The sequence below is a fragment of the Actinotalea sp. C106 genome, from assembly GCF_023630195.1.
Taxonomy (GTDB): Bacteria; Actinomycetota; Actinomycetes; order Actinomycetales; family Cellulomonadaceae; genus Actinotalea.
Window position 1 is genome coordinate 1 of record NZ_JALPKN010000202.1, and the last position, 5,790, is coordinate 5,790.

Sequence of the window (5,790 nt, forward strand, 5' to 3'; positions counted from 1 at the left end):
CGACGACGGGTGCGCCCCGTGCGCGTGGACGGCGGCCGGGTGCGCGCGGTCGACGCCGAGCGCGAGGCCGAGCTGACCGTGGCCGTGCACCGGATCGCCACGGTGACCCCCGCCTGAGGGCTGACCGCCCGACCTGCGTACCGCCTGACCCGCTCGACCGCCTGACCTGCCTGACCCGCCCGACCGAGGAGCTCGATGACTAACGGCCCGCTGATCGTGCAGAGCGACAAGACCCTCCTGCTCGAGGTCGACCACGCCGACTCCGACGCCTGCCGTCGGGCGATCGCGCCGTTCGCCGAGCTCGAGCGCGCCCCCGAGCACGTCCACACCTACCGGCTCACCCCGCTGGGCCTGTGGAACGCCCGGGCCGCGGGGCACGACGCCGAGCGGGTGGTCGCGGTGCTGCTCGAGTTCTCGCGCTACCCGGTGCCGCACTCCCTGCTGGTCGACGTCGCCGAGACCATGGCCCGGTACGGCCGCCTCCAGCTGGTCAGCCACCCGACCCACGGCCTGGTGCTGCACGCCCTGGACCGCGCCGTGCTCGAGGAGGTGCTGCGCTCGCGCAAGACCGCGGGCCTGGTCGGCACCCGCCTGGACGACGACGACGTCGTGGTGCACGCGAGCGAGCGCGGCAACCTCAAGCAGGTGCTGCTCAAGCTGGGCTGGCCGGTCGAGGACCTCGCGGGCTACGTCGACGGCGAGGCCCACCCGATCTCCCTCGACGAGGACGGCTGGTCCCTGCGGCCGTACCAGGAGCAGGCGGTCGACAACTTCTTCCACGGCGGGTCCGGCGTCGTCGTCCTGCCCTGCGGGGCCGGCAAGACCCTGGTCGGGGCCGGGGCGATGGCCCGCTCGGGCACCACGACCCTCATCCTCGTGACCAACACGGTCTCGGCGCGGCAGTGGCGCGACGAGCTGCTGCGCCGCACCAGCCTCACCGAGGACGAGATCGGCGAGTACTCGGGCACCCGCAAGGAGGTGCGTCCGGTCACCATCGCGACGTACCAGGTGCTCACCACCCGCCGGAAGGGCGTCTACACCCACCTCGAGCTGCTCGACGCGCGCGACTGGGGCCTGATCCTCTACGACGAGGTCCACCTGCTGCCCGCCCCGATCTTCCGCATGACCGCGGACCTGCAGGCCCGGCGTCGGCTCGGCCTGACCGCGACCCTGGTGCGCGAGGACGGCCGCGAGGACGAGGTCTTCTCCCTCATCGGGCCCAAGCGGTTCGACGCCCCGTGGAAGGACATCGAGGCGCAGGGCTACATCGCCCCGGCCGACTGCGTCGAGGTGAGGCTGACCCTGCCCGAGCGGGACCGGCTCACGTACGCGACCGCCGAGCCCGAGGACAAGTACCGGCTGGCCGCGAGCGCCGCGGGCAAGAACCGGGTGGTCGAGCAGCTGGTCGCCCAGCACCCCGACGACCAGGTCCTCGTCATCGGCCAGTACCTCGACCAGCTGCAGCTGCTCGCGGACCAGCTCGACGCCCCGCTCATCACCGGGCAGACCACCGTCCGCGAGCGCGAGCGGCTGTTCGCGGCCTTCCGCACCGGCGAGGTCAACCGGCTCGTGGTGAGCAAGGTCGCGAACTTCTCGGTGGACCTGCCCGAGGCGACCGTCGCGATCCAGGTGAGCGGGTCCTTCGGGTCTCGGCAGGAGGAGGCCCAGCGCCTCGGCCGGATCATGAGGCCCAAGGCCGACGGGCGCACCGCCCACTTCTACGCCGTGGTCGCGCGGGACACCGTCGACCAGGAGTTCGCCGCGCACCGTCAGCGGTTCCTCGCCGAACAGGGCTACGCCTACCGGATCGTCGACGCCGAGGACCTCACGACCGCCTGAGGGACCGACAGCCACACTCGCGTACAGCGGGGCCCGCCCGGGCTCCCAGCGCGCTCCCAGCCGACGTCCAGGATTCGCGCGCACACTGGGGGCATGACGAGCGCCCCCAGCTCCCCCGAGGCACGCCTCCTCGTGGTCGACGACGAGCCGACGATCCGCGAGCTGCTCACCACCTCGCTGCGGTTCGCGGGCTTCGAGGTGCACGGCGCGGCCGACGGGGCGAGCGCCCTGACCCTCATCCGCGACGTCGAGCCCGACCTCGTCGTCCTGGACGTGATGCTCCCCGACATGGACGGCTTCACCGTCACCCGCCGCATGCGCGAGCAGGGCCGCCGCGTCCCCGTCCTGTTCCTCACCGCGCGGGACGACACCAGCGACAAGGTCACCGGCCTCACCGTCGGCGGGGACGACTACGTGACCAAGCCCTTCTCCCTCGAGGAGGTCGTCGCCCGCATCCGCGCCGTGCTGCGCCGGGCCCGTACCGACGACGCCGCGCAGGACGACGGCGTACTGCGCCTGGCCGACCTCGAGCTCGACGAGGACTCCCACGAGGTGCGCCGGGCCGGCCGCACCATCGACCTCTCCCCCACCGAGTTCGCCCTGCTGCGCTACCTGCTGCTCAACGCCGGACGCGTCCTGTCCAAGGCGCAGATCCTGGACCACGTGTGGCAGTACGACTGGGGCGGTGACGGGAGCATCGTGGAGTCCTACATCTCCTACCTGCGGCGCAAGATCGACCGGACCGGGGGGGACGGGGACGCGCCCCTGGCGCCCCTCATCCACACCAAGCGCGGTGTGGGCTACGTGCTGCGGCTCCCCCCGGGCAGCGCGTGACCACCGCCTGGGGACGTGTGCCGCTGCGCACCCAGCTCACCGCGGTCTTCGCCCTGCTGCTCGTGGTGGGCCTCGGGCTGACCGGGGTTGCCGCCCAGGGCCTGCTCGGGCAGTCCCTGGTCTCGCAGGTCGACGCCCAGCTCGAGAACGCCGCCCCCGCCCTGGTCGAGGAGTTCACCAGCGGCCTGCCGAGCCGCGGCGCGAGCACCGACGGCACCCAGCCCTCCGACTACCACGTCCGGGTGGCCGGCACGGACGGCGTGACCCTCAAGCAGTGGGCGGCCACCGGCGGCACGGCGGCGATCCCGGCGATCCCCCGGCTGACCGCCGAGGAGGTGCTGGGCCTGGACGGGAAGGCCTACACGGTCGAGTCGGCCGCGGGGACGGGACGGTGGCGGGTGCTCTCGCGCCCCCTGGTCTCGGGGGACACCGTCGTCGGCTCGGTCTCGGTGGCCCTGCCCCTGAGGGCGGCCGACGCGACCCTGGCCCGCATGCAGGCCGCCCTGGCGGCGATCGGCGTCGGGGTGGTCAGCCTCGGTGCGGTCGCGGGGTGGTGGGGGGTGCGCCGTGCCCTGCAACCCCTGCGGCAGATCGAGGACACCGCGCAGGCCATCGCCGCCGGGGACCTCACTCGCCGTGTGCCGGACAGCCCCGCGAGCACCGAGGTCGGGCGCCTGGCCGGGGCCCTCAACGTGATGCTCGCCCAGATCGAGCAGGCCTTCACCGACCGGACGGCCTCCGAGGAGCGCATGCGCCGGTTCGTCGCGGACGCGAGCCACGAGCTCCGCACCCCGCTGGCGACGATCCGCGGCTACGGCGAGCTGTACCGGATGGGGGCCCTGCGCGAGCCCGCCGAGGTCGAGACCACCCTGCACCGGATCGAGGACTCCGCGACCCGCATGGGGGTGCTCGTCAACGACCTGCTCCAGCTCGCGCGCCTCGACGAGAAGCGACCCCTGCGCCACGAGGAGGTCGACCTCGCCGTCCTCGCGGGGGACGCCGTCGCGGACCTGCACGCCCTGGACCCCACCCGCAGGGCGAGGCTCGAGCCCGTCGGGGGCAGCGTGGCCGGTGCGGTGGTGCTCGGCGACGACGGGCGGCTGCGCCAGGTCCTGGCGAACCTCGTGGGCAACGTGGTCCAGCACACGCCACCCGGCACACCCGTCGAGCTCGGGGTCGGGCGGGACGGAGACCGCGTGGTGCTCGAGGTGCGCGACCACGGCCCGGGCATCGACGCGGCCCACGCGTCGCGGGTCTTCGAGCGCTTCTACCGGGTGGACGCCTCTCGGGGCCGCGAGACGGGTGGCGCCGGCCTCGGCATGGCCATCGTCGCGGCGATCGTCACCGCCCACGAGGGGACCGTCGACATCGCGCAGACCCCGGGGGGCGGGACGACGGTCCGCGTCACCCTCCCCCCGGCGACGTCCTGACCGGCGGGGCCCCGCCGTCCCCCGTTCGGGTGGTGCTGACCATGGGCGCGCGGGACTACCATGGCGAGTCGTTTCCCCCCGGATGTGAGGCTTGTCGATGGGCGTCCACGACGCACCCCAGTGGCTGATCTCGGCCTTCGTCCGCGCATGCCTGGGCGCCGGCGCGACCGCGACCCCCGAGGAGATCGAGAAGGTCGGCGAGAGCCTCATCGACCGCTGGTCGGAGGAGGGGCGCCACTTCCACAACCTGCGGCACCTGACCGACGTGCTCGCGCGGGTCGACGAGCTCGCCGAGGAGACCCACGAGCCGGACCTGGTGCGCCTGGGCGCCTGGTACCACGGGGCGATCTTCGACGCCGCGGCCATCGCCTCGTACGCGCACCGCGGCGGGGAGGACGAGCAGGCCAGCGCAGCCCTCGCCCGGACCGAGCTGACCGACCTCGGCGTGCCGGCCGCGGGCGTGGACCGTGTAGCCCACCTGGTGACCGTCCTGGCCCGGCACAACCCCGACGCCGAGGACTTCGACTGCGCGGTGCTGTGCGACGCGGACCTCGCGATGCTCGCCTCGGAGCCCCAGCGGTACAAGGCCTACCTCGCTGACGTGCGGGCCGAGTACGCACACCTGCCCGTCGAGGAGTTCGTCCGCGCGCGGATCAAGATCCTGCGCAAGCTCGAAGGGCGTTCGGCGCTGTTCTCGAGCCCGCTGGGCGCCGCGTGGGAGGAGCCTGCTCGGCAGAACCTCGCCGCCGAGCTGCACCGCCTCGAGAAGGAGCTCCGCAAGATCGAGGCGGCCGCCCCACCCCCGGAGGAGTCCACCGAGGCCGGCGCCGACGAGGCCGCCGCGCACGGGATGACCGACACGGCTGCCGGGGCACCCGAGACGGCGCGGAGCAGCGCCCCGGGCTGAGCCCGCGCAGAAGACACCTGGGCTGAGCCCGTCCACAGCTCGGCCACGGCCGTCCCCCTCCCCAGGCCGCCCGGCCCCCCTCTCCTCACGCCCTGACCGCTCCGTAGCCTCGGCCCCCCGAGCAGAGGAGGAGCAGCGATGAGCAGGTACGAGGTCGACAGCGCCCAGGTGGCCGAGGCGAGCGCCGCGGCGCACCGGTCGATGGCCGTGATCCGCACCGAGGTGGGGGCGCTGATGCGCTATCTGACGGACCTGCAGGGGGCGTGGCGCGGCGGGGCGGCGAGCGCCTTCGGCGGCTCGATCACCACCTGGGCGGCGACCGAGCGGCAGGTCGAGGCCAGCCTGGACGAGATCGCCGTGGCGCTCGGCACCGCGGCGCAGCACTACGACGAGGCCGAGCAGCAGGCCTCCCGCCTGTTCCTGCGCTGACGTCTCGCCGACGGCGTCGCACCCGCACGGTGGGTCGCGGCGCCGTCTCTGCGCGTCGGGTGCTTGGATCGACCGGGTGACCGTGCTCCTGGACCCCGCGCTGTGGCCCCGGCACGGCACCGTGTGGGGGCACCTGGTCAGCGATCGGTCCCTCGAGGAGCTGCACGCCTTCGCCGACCGGGCGGGGATCCCGCGACGCGCCTTCGACCTGGACCACTACGACGTGCCCACCGAGCGCTACCCCGAGCTCGAGGCGCTGGGCGCTGAGCGCGTCGGCTCGCGCGAGCTCGTCCGTCGGCTGCCCGCCTCGGGGCTCCGGGTGGCCTCGCGCGACCGGCACGGGCGCTGACG

The 5,790-nt window shown here is 74.0% G+C and carries 6 protein-coding genes; all 6 read left to right on the top strand.

Annotated elements, in window-relative coordinates:
* The first annotated feature begins 195 nt into the window (after nt 1-195).
* The 6 genes from L0B03_RS12900 (at nt 196) to L0B03_RS12925 (ending at nt 5,788) form a co-directional block, all read left to right on the top strand.
* On the top strand, nt 196-1,839 hold the full coding sequence (locus L0B03_RS12900) for a DNA repair helicase XPB (protein ID WP_250446378.1): 1,644 nt from the start codon (nt 196-198) through the stop codon (nt 1,837-1,839).
* Between the two features lie 93 nt (nt 1,840-1,932).
* The gene (locus L0B03_RS12905; protein WP_250446383.1) at nt 1,933-2,673 is read left to right on the top strand and encodes a response regulator transcription factor; all 741 of its coding nucleotides are present in this window, start codon (nt 1,933-1,935) and stop codon (nt 2,671-2,673) included.
* The gene (locus L0B03_RS12910) at nt 2,670-4,103 is read left to right on the top strand and encodes a HAMP domain-containing sensor histidine kinase (RefSeq protein ID WP_250446386.1); all 1,434 of its coding nucleotides are present in this window, start codon (nt 2,670-2,672) and stop codon (nt 4,101-4,103) included. The genes L0B03_RS12905 and L0B03_RS12910 overlap by 4 nt, the downstream gene beginning before the upstream one ends.
* A 97-nt stretch (nt 4,104-4,200) precedes the next feature.
* Nucleotides 4,201-5,010 carry a hypothetical protein gene (locus L0B03_RS12915; protein WP_250446389.1) on the top strand — a complete coding sequence of 270 codons (810 nt, stop codon included), beginning with the start codon at nt 4,201-4,203 and terminating at the stop codon, nt 5,008-5,010.
* 138 nt (nt 5,011-5,148) lie between these two features.
* A complete protein-coding gene (locus tag L0B03_RS12920) occupies nt 5,149-5,439 on the top strand; it encodes a WXG100 family type VII secretion target (RefSeq protein ID WP_250446391.1) in 291 nt (96 codons plus the stop codon).
* Nucleotides 5,440-5,515: 76 nt separating this feature from the next.
* On the top strand, nt 5,516-5,788 hold the full coding sequence (locus L0B03_RS12925; RefSeq protein ID WP_250446393.1) for a DUF4031 domain-containing protein: 273 nt from the start codon (nt 5,516-5,518) through the stop codon (nt 5,786-5,788).
* Nucleotides 5,789-5,790 lie beyond the last annotated feature (2 nt).